Below are 15,476 nucleotides of genomic sequence, written 5' to 3' on the forward strand. Positions count from 1 at the left end.
ACCGAGATCAAGGCACGCTTCGCGCAGTTCGGTCGATGTTCTCGTTGAGGATGCGGCGGAGTTCCAGCACCGCCGCCGGCGTCTCCTGCACGCTGTGCCCGGACACGATCACCTTTTCGCTTGCCGCGCCTGGGAGATGGGAGCTCCAGTACGGCACGAGTCCGTCGTCGCTGTCCTCGAGCGGCCCTTCGGCTTTTTTCCGCGCGATGACCGAGTGATAGCGCACGGCGGCATCGATGGGCAGGGTTGCCGCGGCCCGAATGAACGGATCGCTGGCCTGCAGGTTGTCGATGCTGTTCGGCAAGAGCGGCGCCTTACGGCCCTTTGTTTCCCCGTCGTCCCCATCGAGATCGGCCAGGAGCCCTCCGAAGCGGGCAACGACCGCGCCGGGCAGGCGAATGAGGTTCGACAGCAGACGCGCCACCGGATTGGCCGCGAAGGTCGTGCCACGATGAGGCGCGGCAATGAACACGGCCTCGTCGACGTTGGGCAGGGCATCAAAGTGCAGGTAGGGGCCGAAGTCGCCCGCATGCTTTTGAAGAAAGCCCGTTTGCGTGCGCTGCCCTGCGTCGCCTCGTTCCACAGGGCGTCGCCTGACGACGACACCAGCAGGCGCGCGAGGATACCGCCCATGCTGTGACCGATGATGATCAGCTGATGGGACGCGACGGCGTTGCCGGAAGGGTCGAAGTGCGCAAGCGTCTGTGCAAATGCGTCACGAATCGCGCGATTGTTGACCGCGATGGGCACGTTAGTCGGGTAGTACACCTGCCAGACCTGGAAGTTACGGCGGAGACGCTCGTCGCCGAGGATATCGTTCGCGACGTTTACCCAGGCCTCGGGACTCGAGGCGAGCCCGTGGAGAAGAAGAATGATCCGGCGGTTGGGATCGTACGGCTGCATCAGGTAGATACGCGGCTGGGTGAGAGCGTCGCCGCGCCCCAGGAGGGTGGCCAGCGACTGCGTGGCAAATCCCGACCGCGCGAGCCAAAGCCCGTAGCCTGCCGTGAAGTTGCCCGCAAGCGGTACCGTCGTCTCGCCCATGGACACCGTCGCATCACGAAACGGATCGTGACCTTCGAGCACCGCGTCGCGAGCGCCGAGCACGCCGGCAAGGGAGTCGCCAGGGAATCGGAGGAACGCCGTTGCCGAGGGCGTCGGCATGCTGCGGTATGCGCTGCTTTCCTTGTCTTCGGCCGAACGCACATCGACCACGAGCTCCGCACCCAACCCGTCCCTGCGATAGGTGCTGCGGATGCCCTCGAACCGGAGGGCCGATGCCGCAACGACCTCGCGCGGGCGTTGGTTGGCCCAGGCCAGCGTGTGTATGTCGACCACCACATGCGTCTGGCCGATGTCAGTGGCCATGCCCTTTTCCGTATGTTCGCGACTGTGGTGACCGAGAAGGATCGCAAGCTGCTGCACGGCGTAGTTGTAGTAGTCGCGCACCTGGGTCTGACGATCTTCGAACGCGCGCTCGGGGGCCGCACGTTCGGTGTAGAAGAGATAGGCATAGGCATGGCGTGCGGCTTCCAGGTAGGCCGCTTCCCTTGCCTTGTCGCCTCGTTCGTCCGCCCCCGGGGTGTCGTCCATCGCCCGCGCCAGCCACATTTCAGCAATGGCCGACTGGCGGCGTTCCTCCGACATGGGCGAGAGCACCGACAGCGACGCGATGCAGGGTGACGGCGCCCGCTCGCACGTCCTCGCATCGAGTCCGGCCATCGCCAGGGTCTCTGCCGTGTGTCCGCTCAAATGCCGGCCGGAGAGGATGTCGCCCCGGCGATGGGCAATGTACTCGCGTGGGCTGACGTCGCCCACCTTGACCATGGCGCAGGCCGTCGTATGCAGGACCAGCACGACGAGAAGGAGCCGAAGGAGGGCTCTAATGATCATGGCGGATTCCATTCATGCCTGGGACACCGACGCGGATCAGCCTCGAAAAATCCTCCGCGTTCCCCGCCGCGCGTGCCCGTTGCGTGATATCCCCGCGATCGCGCAATGCCTTGAAGGAAAAGCCTGGGACCAGACCCTGCTCGTCGAACGCGTAGCGGTCGAGGTAGCCAGACAAGAGAATGCGCGGATCGACGGGCAGGCCCGGACTTATCCTGCGCATCAGGTCGAAGACGACCGTAGTGCAGTTGCTCGTCAGCGTGTTGTAAAAGCGCGGCTTGCGTTCGAGTTCCGCCGCCTGTTCGAGATAGCCCAGGAACAGCGCGCGCCTGGCCTCCGGTGGCATCCGCAATCGGTAAAGATGCATCGTTTCGCCACGGAAATTCGTGCGCACGCGGAGGATGTCACCCTCCTCCGCGGCCACCAGGACGGATTCGAAGCGGCGAACGAAACCACCCAGTGCGGAGAAGGACTCGCCTTCTTCGCGTCTGATTTCCGAGGAGAAGACAAGATGACGCCCGTCGTCGAATTCGAAGCTGACCAGCGTGTGCGCGATGGCGGGCCCCATCCAGTACGACAGGGCGAGATCCACCGCGACGATGTGATCGAGGTCGTAATCCCGTGTCACCCACACCTCGTCTGCCGTCTCGTCACCCGTCCAGCGGAAGTCACGTACGTTGGTGAGGTGCACCTTGTTACCGGACACGGTCGCACGCAGCACACGCGCGACATCGGGCGCCCAGTGCCTGTCGTTGGATGGGTGCAGACTTGCCCAGCCGGCAAGAATGACGAGCGCGCAGACCGACGCACCCCATCGCGCCGGGCGAACGGCGCGCCACCGGCGAGGGCCTAGAGCCAGGAGGCACAGGCATACGACGCACCCCGTTGCGATCGCATTGAGGCCGGCCCATGTCGGCAAGTGGAACCACACCACCAGGGACAGCCACCCCGTGCCGAGAAGCAAGCAAAACGTTATCGCGGCGCGCGCGGCATATCGCCCGATAACGCGCAGTAAAGGACCCACCGAGCACCTCTGTGGAATAGCGGTCGATCATGATTATTGCACTTAGTGCAAATTCGGTGAAGCATGGCCGCCCAAAGACGCGAATTGCTACGCTTGCGACATGCAGAGAAAAGCCGGTTCTCCTCCATCCAGCCGCCGCGAGGGCCAAAAGACCGCGGTTCGTGCCAGCCTTATCGAGGCCGGGCTCCGTCTTTTCGTGGCTACCGGATACGACCGCGTATCCGTCGACGACATCGCCGAGGCAGCCGGCGTCTCCCGGCGTACGTTCTTCAACTACTTCGCCGGCAAGGAAGACATCGTCTTCGCCTGGGCTGAGAAGGCACGCCAGGCGCTGATCGATCTCGTGGCCCATGGCGACCGAGCACTCTCGCCCCGTGAGTTGCTTCGGAACTGCGTACTGGCCGTGGTCGACCTCCTCCCCGTCGACGAGATACGGTCGCTGGCCGACCTCATTCACGTAACGCCGGCCCTTCGGGGGCGCCAACTGCTCGACATGGAGGGCTGGGAAACCAACGTTGCGGAGGCCCTGGTTGCGCGTCTTCCGCGCGTCAGCCCCATCGATGCGCGCTACCTGGCCATGGGTGCGATCGGCGTGCTGCGCATCGCGGGCCAGCGTTGTATCGAAAGCGGGTGGAAGCTCAATTTCCGGCGCACGGTGGACGACGGCATCCGTCGCCTCTGGCCGGAACTGGCGCCCCTGCCGCCTGCACGCAGGCATCGCCCGGCCTCAACGCCTTCTCTACGGTAAGCCCCGGATGCTTGGCCACCTCTCGTTGGCGCCTCATCCATGACCCAGAATCCCCCTGCCTCCGCCCTCGTCGTCGCGGAGGGCCGTCCGTTCCCGCGCGGCGCCACCTTTGACGGCTCCGGCACCAATTTCGCGCTGTTCTCCGCCAACGCCACCCGGGTGGAACTGTGCCTCTTCGACGCTGACGGCAACGAAACCCGCGTTGACCTGCCTGAATACACCGATGAGGTGTGGCACGGCTATCTGCCGGACGTCAAACCCGGCCAGCTTTACGGTTATCGCGTGCATGGACCCTATGAGCCCACGCAAGGGCACCGCTTCAACGCCAACAAGCTTCTGATCGACCCGTATGCCCGGGAGCTTTCCGGCGACCTGGTGTGGTGCGACGAGCTGTATGGCTACACCGTGGGTCACCCCGACGCAGACTTGAGCTTCGACGAGCGCGACAGCGCGCCGTTCGTACCCAAAGCCGTTGTCGTGGAAGACAACTACGACTGGGGTGACGACCAGCGGCCCATGACCCCATGGGACGAGACGGTCATCATGGAAACCCATGTTCGCGGTTACACCATGCGGCATCCGGCCGTGGCCGAGGACGTGCGCGGCACCTGCGCGGGCCTGGCCACGCCTGCCGTGCTGGATGGCATCCGCTCGTTGGGCGTGTCGGCCGTGGAGTTGCTGCCCATGCACGCCTATCTCGACGACCGGCACCTGCTCGAGGCAGAGCGACGGAACTACTGGGGTTACAACACCATCGGGTTCTTCGCCATCAAGCGGCGTTACCTGTCCAACGGGCATCGCGACGAGTTCCGCGACCTGGTCAAGGCGGCGCACCGACAGGGGCTCGAGGTGCTGCTGGACGTGGTCTACAACCACACGGCCGAGGGCAGCGAGTTGGGGCCGACCCTTTCGCTGCGCGGCATCGATAACGTGTCCTACTACCGGCTGGCCGACGATCCGCGGTTCTATATCAACGACACCGGTACCGGGAACACGCTCAACGTGAGCCACCCGCGGGTGATCCAGATGGTGATGGATTCGCTTCGGTATTGGGTCAACGACATGCATGTGGACGGGTTCCGCTTCGACCTGGCGACCATCCTGGGTCGGGAGCCCTCGGGCTTCGACCAGCGCGGCGGCATCCTCGACGCCGTGGCACAGGACCCGGTGCTGGCCTCGGTGAAGATGATCGCCGAGCCGTGGGATTGCGGTCCGGGCGGCTATCAGGTGGGCCACTTCCCGCCGGGCTGGGCGGAGTGGAACGATCGGTTCCGCGACGATGTGCGCGCCTTCTGGAAGGGCGACGAAGGCACCCTGGCGGATTTCGGCAAGCGGCTCACGGGCTCGGCCGATTTCTTCGACAAGCGCGGACGCCGTCCGTGGGCCAGCATCAACTTCATCACCGCCCACGACGGTTTCACCCTGTACGACCTGGTGAGCTACAACGAGAAGCACAACGACGCGAACGGCGAGGACAACAAGGACGGCTCGGACAACAACCATTCTTGGAACTGCGGGGTGGAAGGCGAAACGGACGACGCCGACATCAACGCCCTGCGCGAGCGGCAGATGCGGAACCTGCTGGCAACGCTCTTCCTCTCCAAGGGCACGCCGATGCTGCTGGCCGGCGACGAGCGCGCCCAGACGCAAGGCGGAAACAACAACACCTATGGCCAGGACAGCGAAATTGCCTGGATCAATTGGGAGCGCGACCCGACCGAAGGCCGTCTGGCCGACTTCGTGCGCGAACTGACGGCCTTGCGCCAGCGCTATCCCCTGCTGCGCCGCGGCCGTTTCCTGGATGGCCGCTACGACGAGGCCAATGGTGTGCGCGACATCGTGTGGCTTGCGCCCGACGGGTCGGAGGCCGGCGAGGCGCATTGGACCGACGCCTCGGCTCGCTCGATGGCCGCCCTCATCGACGGACGCGCGCAGCAAACGGGTGTGCATCGGCCCGGCACGGACGCGACCCTGCTCCTGCTGGTGAATGCCTGGGCCGAAGGTGTCGAGTTCAAGCTGCCCGAGCGCAGCGATTGCCCCGAGTGGACGGTGGCGCTCTCGACAGCCACCGAATTGGCGCCCGGGCTGAATGTTCCCGGCGGCCAGACGTTCGTATGCCCGCCGCGTGCCATGGTGGTGCTGGCCTGCGGCCGGAACTGAACCGGCCGGGTCATGCGCGAGACCACCATCGCCATGATGTCTGCGTGAAGAGTGGGCCCGGGGAGTCACCCGCCGCTAAGATGCCGTTTTGCAGACTCCGGGCGACGATACGCAAGGCGGTGGCTACCCACCGCCCCGTTGCCGCCACAACTCTGGACACCAATGAGCGACGAACCGACATGGCTGACGCCAAAGCCCCAGGGCAAGCGCGTCGAGGTGGGCTACACCGGGATGGATCATCCCGAACACGACATCTTCTTTGCTGCCGTGCAGACCACGCGCATGCCGATGATCGTCACCAACCCCAACTTGCCGGACAACCCCATCGTCTTCGCCAACGAAGCCTTCATTCGCATGACGGGCTACGAGGCGGACGAACTGATGGGGGAGAACTGCCGATTCCTGCAAGGCAAGGACACCGACCCTGAAACGATCGCTGAGATTCGGAAGGCGATCGCCGGAAGCCGGGAAATCGCGACCGAGATCCTGAACTACAAGAAGGACGGCTCGACGTTCTGGAACGCGTTGTTCATCTCGCCGATTTACGACCGCGAAGGCAAATTGATCTACTTCTTCGCGTCCCAGCTCGATGTGAGCCGCCGCCGCGATGCCGAAGTTGCACTCCGGCAAGCGCAGAAGATGGAAGCCCTCGGGCAATTGACCGGCGGCATCGCGCACGACTTCAACAACCTGCTGCAGGTCATCACCGGCTACCTCGAAGGTATAGCGATGACCAACGAAAAGCCGGATGCCGATCCAGCCCGGGTCGCCCGGTATGTGGAGTCGTCGCAGCGCGCGGTGCACCGGGCCGCCACCTTGACGCAGCAGCTGCTGGCATTCGCGCGCAAGCAGCGCCTGGACGGCCGCACGGTGAACGCGAATGCGCTGATCTCCGGCATGCACGACATGATGGTGCGTGTGCTCGGCGAGGCCGCGGATATCCGTCTGGAGTTCGACGACGACCTTCCGCTGTGTCGCATCGATCCGACCCAGGGCGAGGTGGCGCTCCTCAACGTGCTCATCAACGCGCGCGACGCCATGGCCGGCCGGGAGAGCCAGCGCATCACCATCGGTACCCGCAAGGTGCACATTGCGACCGGCGATTCGCGGCTCTTCAGCGATTTGCAGGCAGGCGAGTATGTCGAGATCGCCATCACCGATACGGGTACCGGCATGCCCCCGGAAATCATCAAGCGCGTGATGGAACCGTTCTTCACCACCAAGGAAGAAGGTCGCGGTACGGGCCTGGGCCTTTCCATGGTGTATGGCTTCGCCCGCCAGTCCGGCGGCAGCGTGCACATCTATTCCGAAGAAAACGTGGGCACGACGGTGCGACTTTTCTTCCCCGCCGTGGGCCAGGACATCACGCACCCCATCGAAAAGCAGCACCAAGCGGCCGCAGAGCAGCGGGGCCACGCACGCATCCTGGTCGTGGAAGACCGCGAGGACGTGGCCGATCTCGCGCGCGACATTCTCGAAGACTACGGTTACGACGTGTCCGTTTCGCACAACGCTTCGGAAGCGCTGAAGCGGCTCGACGACGGCGAAACCTTCGACATGCTGTTCACCGACCTCATCATGCCGGGCAGCATGAACGGAGTGATGCTCGCCCGTCAGGTGCGCGAGCGCCTGCCACGCGTGCGCATCCTGCTGACCACCGGCTATGCCAACTCGTCCATCGAACGCGAGGATGCGGGCGGTCGGGAGTTCGAGATGATCCACAAGCCGTATGCGCGGGCCGATCTGGCGCGGAAGGTTCGGTTGGTGTTGGAGGGGCCGACAGGGGTGAGCTAAGCCGTCTACCGGACGGTGCCCCAGCCGCCGATGTAACGGACAATAGGGGGCATGCGATTCAGGGCCCCCTTCCTCACTCTCATCTTCTTCGTCGCCGGTGGAGTGCGGGCGGCCGCGTACGCCGCCGAACAACCCGCCGAATCGCTGACGCAGTTCCAACACGTGTCGTTCGCAAGGCTCGGCGGCGCCCCTGGGGACATTTCCCGCCTGGCCCTGGACGACCGCGGGTTCCTCTGGATGCGCGCCGGCCGTGGCAGCGCCCGCTTCGACGGCAAGACCTTTCGCACGTTCCAGACCGTGCCCGGCATCCTCGAACAGCGTCCAGCCACCGATGCGGACGGCAATACGTGGTGGGCGGCCCATGGCGATCTTTGGGTCAAGCCTCGTGGGCAGGGTGTCGCGGCCTCGATCGCCCTGGCGCATGAAGGCGTTCGCGAGGTAGCCCTCGGCAGCGGCGATCGGCTCTTCACCCGCAACGACGACGGCGTGCACATGTTCCGCCGCCATGGAACGAGTCTGACGCCGGTCGCCAAGCCGATACTCGACACGCAGGTCAACGGCTTGCTCGTCTCGCGCAGCGGGGCACTCTGGGTAACTCGCACGACAGGTGTGCTGCACGCATCAAGGGAAGCGCTGGACGTTGCCGAACGGGATGGGCACGCCCCGGCGATGGAAACGTTCAACCGGGCGAATGGCCTCACCGGCGCGTTCCCGCAACCCCTGCTCGAAGACACCGCCGGGGATATCTGGGTCGGCACCGAAGGGGGCCTGAATCTCTTTCGGCGCACACCCTTTGTGCCGGTTGCGTTGCCGGAAGGCTTGCACCAGGTAGAGGCGGCCACCACCGCGCGCGGAACGACCTGGGTGGGCAGCGACAACATGGCCCTTCTACGCATAGACGCCGACGGCACCCGAACGACCCATGGGCCGCCGTCCCGGGTGTTCGCGATGGCGCTGGACACAGAGCGAGACGTCGCATGGGCGGCGAACGAACACGGTGTGTGGCGCCTGAGCGAGGGCGAGCCATCGCTGGCGGCATCCCTGCCGCATGGCGGGAGCACGAATGACGCGTCGTTCGTTGCGATACCCGGCGCCGGGCACATCGTCGCGACCGAGGCATCGGCCACGGGTGGCCGATCGCCGGCTGTGTCCCTGTGGAACGGCACGCAGTGGACGCCCTTGCCTGCCTTGCCCGCCCTTCCGGTGACAGGCGCGGCAGGTTCCGGCGGCGTCCTATGGTTGGGGCTCTCCGGAAAACCCCTGCTCGCGCGGATCGCCGAGGGCAAGCTAGCCACCGAAGGCGAAGCGCAGGGACTGGCAACCGGCCCCATCAAGGCGATCGTCGCCGATCACGGGGGAGCATGGGTAGGCGGGGATCGGGGCGTGCAGTTCTACGATGGCACACGCTTCCGAACCGTTCATACCGAGCAACCGGATCTGCTGCATTGGGTCACCGGGCTCGCGCTCGACCGCGACGGTTTCCTTTGGGTGGCAACCTCGGCGCTGGTATTTCGTTCACGAATGCCCGCAAGCCGCATGAACCTCGACGACCCGGCCACGCCCATCCGCTTCGACCGCTTCGACTCCGTGGACGGCATCGCCGGCGGTGCCGATCCCGACCGCGGGTTGCCGAGCCTTCGCATGAGCGCGGACGGGCGGATCTGGGCCAAGACCGTGGCCGGCCTGTCGTGGATCGATCCGGCGCATGCCCCCGAACCTCGCGCACCTGCGACGCCACGCATCGAAGGTGTCGACGTGGGCGGCCGTCATCGGTCGATGGACAGCGCAGGGATCGACCTCGAACCGGACGAGAGAGACCTGGCTGTTCGATTCACCGTGGCGGAGCTATCGCGTCCCGACCGGATTCGCTTCCAGTACCGGCTGCTGCCGTCGGCACCCTCGTGGACGGATGCCGGTGAAGGCCGGCAGGTGTCGTTCACCCAGTTTCCCGCCGGACGTTCGACTTTCGAAGTGAGAGCCATGCTCGGCCCGCAGGTTTCGGTCAATCCGGCCGTGCTCGCTATCCACCGGACGGCCGCGTTTCGCGAGACGGCAGGTTTCACCGCCTTGTGGGTGGGCGCGTTGGCAGGCTTGCTCGTACTTGTCCTGTGGCTGCGCATGCGCGCCGTGTCGTTGCGTTTGCGCGTGCGCTCGGAGGAACGCGATGCATTGGCGCGCGACATACACGACACCCTGCTGCAGCGTTTCCAGGGCGCCATGTTGACCATGCAGGCGTTGGCCCGCCGCCCTACCCTTCCGGACGAAGAACGGCGCGAAATCGCTGATGTTGCCGAAGAGGCGAGACAGGTGATCGTGGCAGGGCGCGACCGCATTCAGACGCTACGCGGCGCGCCCGATGCCGCCGTGGAGCTTTACGACAGTCTGCTTGCCGAAGGTCAACGCCTCGCGTCTTTGCATGGGCCCACGTTCACCCTCACGCTCGATGGCAAACCCGTGCCGCTACGCGAGAACGCCGCTGCCTCGTTGCTTGTCATTGCCACGGAAGTGATGACCAATGCGTTTCGCCACGCGCAGGGCTCGCGCGTCGACGTCACCGTGTCTTACGAAACGAACGATCTGTGGCTCGTGGTAACGGATGACGGGCTGGGTTTCGATCCGGACGCGGTGGAACGCGCATCGACCACGGGACATTTCGGATTGCGCGGCATTCGCGAACGTGTGGCTTCCCTGCGCGGAAGCATCCGGATCGAAACGGCGCCGGGAGAAGGTACGGAGATACATGTGCGGATTCCACGGCGCACCGCGTACCGATAACGCCTAGGGATCGAGGAAACCCCGTTCGCGCGCAAGGGTTACGGCGTGTGTGCGGTCGTCGGCACCCAGCTTGGCGAAGATGCTGCGTACCCTGGACTTCACCGTTTCCTCGGAAACGAGCAGCGAAGCCGCGATGGCACGGTTGCCCTGGCCAAGCGCAACCAGGCGAAGCACCGCAACTTCCCGGGACGTGAGCGCTTCCGTGCCCACACGATCGGCCAGCTGGCGCGCCGCTGCGGGAGACACGGTTTGCCGCCCGCGCACGGCCGCACGCATCGCCCGAAGTATCTCCTGAGCCCCGGCCGCCTTGAGCAGGTACGCCCTGGCCCCCAGGGCCAGGGCACGTGCGATGCGCGCATCGCCTGCATAGCTGGTGAGGACTACGATGTTTGCCTCCGGCGACACCTCGCGTATCGATCGGATGGCGTCGAGTCCGTCGCCACCCTGCATCTGCAGATCCATCAGCACCACGTCGGGCTGCAAGCGGCGAAAAGCTTCGACGGCCTCGTCACCGCGGCTTGCCTCACCCACCAGAAGCATGTCTGCCTCATGGGCGATAAGCGAGTGCAGGCCCTGGCGCATCATCGGATGATCGTCTACGACGAGCACCCGAATCGGTGGAGGCACATCGGAGGTGGCGGTGGCCATGGGCGGCGGGAACTACCAGAGATGGATACGATCGGCTGGCGGCACGTAGAGTGGGTCGCCGGGCCGCACGGAAAATGCGTCGTACCAGGCATCGATATGTCGAACGACACCGTTCACGCGCTGCCGGGGCGGCGTGTGTGTGTCGGAGGCTACCAGAAACCGGAGCGTCTCCTCGCGCACGTTCGTTCGCCGCATCTGGGCCAGCGCCAGAAAGAAGCGCTGTTCGCCTGTGGTGCCATTCAGCACCGGCGCCTTGCCGTGGCGCTGCTGGTATTTCCGATACGCCATGAACGCTGCCTGGGTGCCGGTGAGGTCGGCCATGTCTTCACCGAGTGTCTTCTCGCCATCCACGTGCAGACCCGGCAGCACTTCAATGGTCGCGTAGTCGGCAGCCACTCTGGCCGCCATTCGTTCGAACGCTTTACGCGACGCGTCGGACCACCAGTTCACTCGCCTCCCGTGCCCATCGAATGCGGCGCCGTCCACATCGAAACCATGCCCGATTTCGTGGCCGATCGTGACGCCGATGGCCCCATAGTTCACCGCCGGATCGGCCGCAGGATCGAAGAATGGCGGAATCATGCTGCCGGAGGGTATGAGCACCCGGTTCTCCTCGCGCACGTAGAAGTCGTTACCACCCTGGGCGAACCCATAGCGGGCGCAGGCATCGGGTGGAGAGCTAAACGATGCCGCCAACAGCGCGGCGCGCTTGCGCTCGCTTCGAATGACATTTCCGAACAGGTCGTCCTTTGCAACGACGAGATCGGAAAAGTCCGTCTTCAGCTCCGGACCGCCGATGCATGCCGTCAATGCCGCCAGCTTGGCGCGCGCGGCTTGCCGTGTGGGCTCGTCCATCCACGCCGCGCGGTCGATCAATTCGGCATAAGAAGCCTTCACGTTGTCGAACATCTCGCGGATGGCCTGCGTCGTCGCCGTGTCCATGTAACGCTTCACGTACAACCGGCTTACCGCTTCGGGCATGGCCTTTTCGACCAGCCGAACGCCCTGGCTCGCCCGGTCACGCGAAGCCGTGAGGCCATACAGGGTGCGGTCGTAGAAGTCTTCACGCGCTGTGGCGAACGCGGCCGGGAGATAGTCGGCACGGTCGCTTACCAGGCGGAACGCTAGATAGTCCTTCCATGTGCCCAAGGGCACGCTGGCTACGAGCTCGGCGAGTGCTCGCACCGATGCCCCGGACTGCAAGCGAAGCTCCTTCGCACCGCCAAGGTCCCTTGCCTTGAGAAGATCAAGCCATGCCACTTGGGGGAGCTGCGTTGGCAGCACCGGAACAGGCACGACCATGTCACCCCCGGACGTGCCCTGCGCTTGCGCTTTCGCCATGCGCATCTCGAGGGCCACGATGGCCTCGGCCTTGGTAGCCGGCGCCGCGACGCCGCTCAGCGTGAGGATCTGTTCGACGTAGCGCCGATAGGCTGCGCGGTCCGCGTCGAAGGCTGCGCCTTGCTGGAGGTAATAGCTGAGCGCCATACCCAGGCTTCCGGCGGAAACCACGACTTCATTCCGGTTCGGATCCGAGGCCGTCGGCGCCACGTCGATGTCGAAGGGCGAGGCGAATTCCGCGGCGCCGAATGCGGCACCCAGGTCCGCACGACTCTTCAGGCGGGCGATGCGCGCCAGCAGGGGACGAAGCGGCGAAAGCCCAGATCGCTCCCTCGTCACCGTATCCATCCAACTCGCGTAGAACTGCGCGACCTTGCGCTGGTCGGAATCAGGGGCTTCCAGGAATTCCGGACGGTCCATGAGGTTCAGCGCGCGGGCATCCGCCAGCGCGTTGAAGTCCACCGCGACGCCGACAACCTCCTGGTTACCGGCGAAATGCGCGCTCTTGGCCCAAGCACCGTTCGCGTATGCCCAGAAATCGTCGCCCGGCCGGACTGTGGCGTCGATGGCCGTCACGTCGAGGCCGAAGGTACCGTAGGTGGTGCTTGCTAGTGCGGTCTGTGCGGACGCGACGTGCAAGGTGATGAGTGCGAGCAGGCTCAAAGCGAGTCGCGGGACGCGGCGGGATGGGTGGCGCATGGGGAACTCTCGTGGGCGAGCCCGGCATGGTAGTCGGCCGGTTTGGCTAGCCACACCCTGAAATGGGGGTAGCGTTCAAGTGAAACGCCCAGTCTTAAAGAGACCCTACCTACTCAGAGCGATCGACGCTTGCCGAAATTGCACTCCTATTGAGCTGAAGCCAGGGCGCTGCCGTGCCGATGTCAGGAGAAACTCTCACGGAGGTTCTCATGTCATTCGCCGCTCGGGTCGAACGGGTCGCCCCTGTTCAGCATCAGAAATCCATATCGCCGGCACGGTCCCATTCCGCCTGCATCGTCTCCAGGAAGTCACACATGCGCTCGTCCGACTGCATCACGCGTGCATAGGTGCCGTTCGCCGCGTGGGTCAAGATGGTCGGCAGATCGCTGTCCAAGTAGTGCTTGGCTGGGGCCAGCGATGAGCCCCATAGCCATTCGAGGAATGCATCGATGGCCGCCAGCGCCTTCGATTCCGCAAAGGGTACGTCGCCAGACAGCTGAAACGGGTGACCATCGCCCTGATTGATCAACAGGGGCACCGCACCCACTGCCGAATGGAAATGGAACGCCTCACCCCGCTTTCCGAACGAGCCATGGGCCAGGAAGTTGCGCATCTGCTTCCGAAGATCGACGAGGACGTCGTAATGGGCCTTGCATGAGCCATCGCCAAGATCAAAAGCGGCGCGGAACTTGGTTCCCCAGTCGGCCGTGGCTAACTCACGCACGGCCTCTCCCGTGCTGAGCGATCCTTGGAGAACAGCCAGATGGATGAATGCATGTTCCGACCAAGCGTAAAAGGCATCGATGGCCGCCTGCGCCGACCAATTGGCTCGCCGTCGGGCCTCAGCCAGCTCGACGTATCGCTTCTCGTCACGCAGCCGATCCGCCTGCTCGCCATGGCGGCTGGCTTCGTCCACGAAATGCTCGTATCGGCTCAAGAGCGCACGAGACCGGTTGGACACATTCAGGCGCGATCCCCGCGCCTCCTGCTGGGCGCGCCACTCGAAATAGGGAGTCGACTTGTCCACGGCTGTGTTGATGATTCGGCAGATGATGGTGGCATCTTGCTCACCCAAGATCGTCACTGGCCCGCTCATGCGCGCCTTTGGATCGTGCTGTGGTTCGAAAATCCCGAGCCCGAACTTTCGATGCTCTACGACATACAGCCGGTGCTCGAATTCAACCGGAATGGACCAAGCGACTTTGTCGCCTCTGCCGGAATGGTCGAACCCGAGTAAATCCACCAATAGAAAGTAGACCAAATAGTAGGGGCGCAAGGCGCGACCGCCATTGGTTCGCGAACTGAGAAAAAGCCCGTGGCAATCGCTATCAGTCAGCGAGCGGGTGAGGCGCAGCGGTTCCATGATGCGCGCGGCGCGCACCCTGCAGGCTTCGATTTCAGGCGGCAGTGGCTCATGCGACATGGCCAAACGGAACCGTATTAGCTGGCGGTGCGGTGATCGCTATACAACGTATCGACATCGAAGCGATGCGCTGCCCCTTACCGAAATGCCAGATGCTGAGCGGGGATGGCGTTCAATATCCATCCATCTTGGTGCACGTGGTTCAGCTCTAAGGCGTCGAAATACTGCGCTCTAGCCGCCGTCTCGGCCATTTGCAAGCTGAGCGATGCGGTGGATTGATGCGCTGCCTGCGCAGTCAACCAAGCGGTACGCAAATCGAAGATTCGATTAGTGACCTGCGTCTTCAATGTCAAGTTGCCATCATTCGACAACGCGCTGGCGTATTTGAACGAGTCCATCACCGTATAAAGCCCGTCGCCATCCACATCGGAGGGACTAACGATCCACTTGAACACATGAATCAAAAAGACATTGGCGGGCCAGCGAACCTCGCCATTGATCAACGTCTCGGTGGTGGACGCGCTGATGCTCGAGTGCAGATTGGTCGCGCCCATGACAATCACATCCGCGTCGCCGGACGGCCCCTTGCCCTTGCCCGCACCCACATAGTTGAAGATGCCTGCATAACATTGCCCTAAATAGACGACCGCATGCTTGAGCTGGGGAGCACTCTTGATGGCGGTCACGAAGGGAAACGGCTTGATGGGATGAGGCGCGTCGATCCCGTCCCATCCGCCATGGCCGGTGACGAACATCACCAAATTCTCAGCTTTTTCGTTCCTGATATCGACGAAGAATTCGTGGCTCTCCTGGACCGGGATGGCCGATGTCGTGCCTTGGCTCCATTGCGTTGCAATGGCGGCGCGGTCGGGGCCATCCACGTACACCGAAATGTCAGCCGCCTTCACCCCCGCGCGTTCCAGGCAATACACGCCGTACGCGAGATCGAGGATGTGCCGGTCTTCTGCCTGATGGCTGGATGCCAAAAAAAGGACCCATCGGGTGGGCCCTGCGATCAATCCCTGACTCATTCC

At 64.1% G+C, this 15,476-nt stretch carries 10 protein-coding genes; 4 read left to right on the forward strand and 6 right to left on the reverse strand.

Features of this window, described 5'->3' with window-relative positions; translation table 11 throughout:
* Positions 1-108 precede the first annotated feature (108 nt).
* Together FHS47_RS12390 and FHS47_RS12395 are read right to left on the reverse strand one after the other, a co-directional pair.
* Entirely contained in the window at positions 109-1,905 is a 1,797-nt protein-coding gene (locus FHS47_RS12390; protein WP_208381981.1) for an alpha/beta fold hydrolase, read from the reverse strand.
* A complete protein-coding gene (locus FHS47_RS12395; RefSeq protein ID WP_167030093.1) occupies positions 1,883-2,902 on the reverse strand; it encodes a DUF4105 domain-containing protein in 1,020 nt (339 codons plus the stop codon). Before FHS47_RS12395 ends, FHS47_RS12390 begins: the two co-directional genes overlap by 23 nt.
* A 112-nt stretch (positions 2,903-3,014) precedes the next feature.
* Here FHS47_RS12395 and FHS47_RS12400 point away from each other — a divergent pair, with 112 nt between their 5' ends.
* The 4 genes from FHS47_RS12400 to FHS47_RS12415 all read left to right on the forward strand — a co-directional run bounded on the left by FHS47_RS12400 (position 3,015) and on the right by FHS47_RS12415 (position 10,391).
* A complete protein-coding gene (locus tag FHS47_RS12400) occupies positions 3,015-3,662 on the forward strand; it encodes a TetR/AcrR family transcriptional regulator (protein WP_167028215.1) in 648 nt (215 codons plus the stop codon).
* Between the two features lie 39 nt (positions 3,663-3,701).
* Positions 3,702-5,822 (forward strand): glycogen debranching protein GlgX, encoded by a 2,121-nt coding sequence (glgX, locus tag FHS47_RS12405; RefSeq protein WP_167028218.1) that lies wholly within the window; start codon positions 3,702-3,704, stop codon positions 5,820-5,822.
* 162 nt (positions 5,823-5,984) lie between these two features.
* A complete protein-coding gene (locus tag FHS47_RS12410; RefSeq protein ID WP_167028221.1) occupies positions 5,985-7,616 on the forward strand; it encodes a histidine kinase famiy protein in 1,632 nt (543 codons plus the stop codon).
* 51 nt (positions 7,617-7,667) lie between these two features.
* Positions 7,668-10,391, forward strand: a complete 2,724-nt coding sequence (locus FHS47_RS12415; protein WP_167028224.1) for a sensor histidine kinase — start codon at positions 7,668-7,670, stop codon at positions 10,389-10,391.
* Between the two features lie 3 nt (positions 10,392-10,394).
* Here the strand turns inward: FHS47_RS12415 and FHS47_RS12420 are convergent, their stop codons facing one another.
* From FHS47_RS12420 to FHS47_RS12435, 4 genes are all read right to left on the reverse strand, one after another.
* Complete coding sequence (locus tag FHS47_RS12420; protein ID WP_167028227.1) at positions 10,395-11,039, reverse strand: response regulator transcription factor; 645 nt, start codon at positions 11,037-11,039, stop codon at positions 10,395-10,397.
* Positions 11,040-11,051: 12 nt separating this feature from the next.
* Positions 11,052-13,079 (reverse strand): M13 family metallopeptidase, encoded by a 2,028-nt coding sequence (locus tag FHS47_RS12425; RefSeq protein ID WP_167028230.1) that lies wholly within the window; start codon positions 13,077-13,079, stop codon positions 11,052-11,054.
* Between the two features lie 253 nt (positions 13,080-13,332).
* The gene (locus FHS47_RS12430; RefSeq protein ID WP_167028233.1) at positions 13,333-14,502 is read right to left on the reverse strand and encodes a hypothetical protein; all 1,170 of its coding nucleotides are present in this window, start codon (positions 14,500-14,502) and stop codon (positions 13,333-13,335) included.
* A gap of 77 nt (positions 14,503-14,579) precedes the next feature.
* Positions 14,580-15,473, reverse strand: coding sequence for a hypothetical protein (locus tag FHS47_RS12435; RefSeq protein ID WP_167028236.1), 894 nt, complete (start codon positions 15,471-15,473; stop codon positions 14,580-14,582).
* Positions 15,474-15,476 lie beyond the last annotated feature (3 nt).

It is taken from the genome of Luteibacter sp. SG786 (assembly GCF_011759605.1).
Taxonomy (GTDB): Bacteria; Pseudomonadota; Gammaproteobacteria; order Xanthomonadales; family Rhodanobacteraceae; genus Luteibacter.